Annotated in this window: 1 protein-coding gene; it reads left to right on the forward strand. The window is 69.5% G+C overall.

Going from position 1 to position 1,310, the window contains the following annotated elements:
- The coding region (gene pgi / locus ACZ6CZ_RS38055; RefSeq protein ID WP_469030697.1) for a glucose-6-phosphate isomerase at nt 1–1,310 on the forward strand (1,310 nt) is incomplete at both ends.

The raw sequence follows: 1,310 nt of genomic DNA on the forward strand, positions 1-1,310 counted from the left end.
GCCGCCGCCACCGGGGTCTTCGACCTGCGGGACGCCATGTTCCGCGGTGAGAAGATCAACGTCACCGAGGACCGGGCGGTGCTGCACACCGCGCTGCGCGCGCCGCGGGACGCGGTGGTCGAGGTCGACGGCGAGAACGTGGTGCCGGCCGTGCACGCCGTGCTGGACCGGATGGCCGACTTCGCCGAGCGGGTCCGCTCCGGCGCCTGGACCGGTCACACCGGCAAGCGCATCCGCAACGTCGTCAACGTCGGCATCGGCGGCTCCGACCTCGGCCCCGCGATGGCCTACGAGGTGCTGCGGCCGTACACCGCGCGGGAGCTGACGGTCCGTTTCGTGTCCAACGTGGACGGCGCCGACCTGCACGAGGCGGTGCGCGACCTGGACCCGGCGGAGACGCTGTTCGTCATCGCCTCCAAGACGTTCACCACCATCGAGACGATCACCAACGCCACCTCCGCCCGCTCCTGGCTGCTGGACGCCCTCGGTGACGAGGCCGCGGTGGCCCGGCACTTCGTGGCGCTGTCGACGAACGCGGAGAAGGTCGCGGACTTCGGCATCGACACGGCGAACATGTTCGAGTTCTGGGACTGGGTCGGCGGCCGCTACTCCTACGACTCCGCGATCGGCCTGTCGTTGATGATCGCCATCGGCCCGGACCGCTTCCGGGAGATGCTGGACGGCTTCCACCTGGTCGACGAGCACTTCCGCACCGCGCCCGCCGAGTCCAACGCCCCGCTGCTGCTGGGCCTGCTGGGCATCTGGTACGGCAACTTCTTCGACGCCCAGTCGCACGCGGTGCTGCCGTACTCGCACTACCTGTCCCGGTTCACCGCCTATCTCCAGCAGCTGGACATGGAGTCCAACGGCAAGTCGGTGCAGCGCGACGGCACACCGGTTCAGTGGCAGACGGGGCCGGTGGTGTGGGGCACGCCGGGCACCAACGGGCAGCACGCCTACTACCAGTTGATCCACCAGGGCACCAAGCTGATCCCGGCGGACTTCATCGGCTTCGCCGAGCCGGTGGCGGAGCTGAGCGGTGAGCTGAAGGCGCAGCACGACCTGCTGATGGCCAACTTCTTCGCCCAGACCCAGGCGCTGGCCTTCGGCAAGAGCGCCGAGGAGGTCCGCGCGGAGGGCGTGGCCGAGGAGCAGGTGCCGCACCGCACCTTCCACGGCAACCACCCCACCACCACGATCCTCGCCCGCGAGCTGACCCCGTCGGTCCTCGGCCAGCTCGTCGCCCTCTACGAGCACAAGGTGTTCGTGCAGGGCGCGGTGTGGAACATCGACTCCTTCGACCAGTGGGG

The organism is Streptomyces sp. NPDC041135, assembly GCF_055592085.1.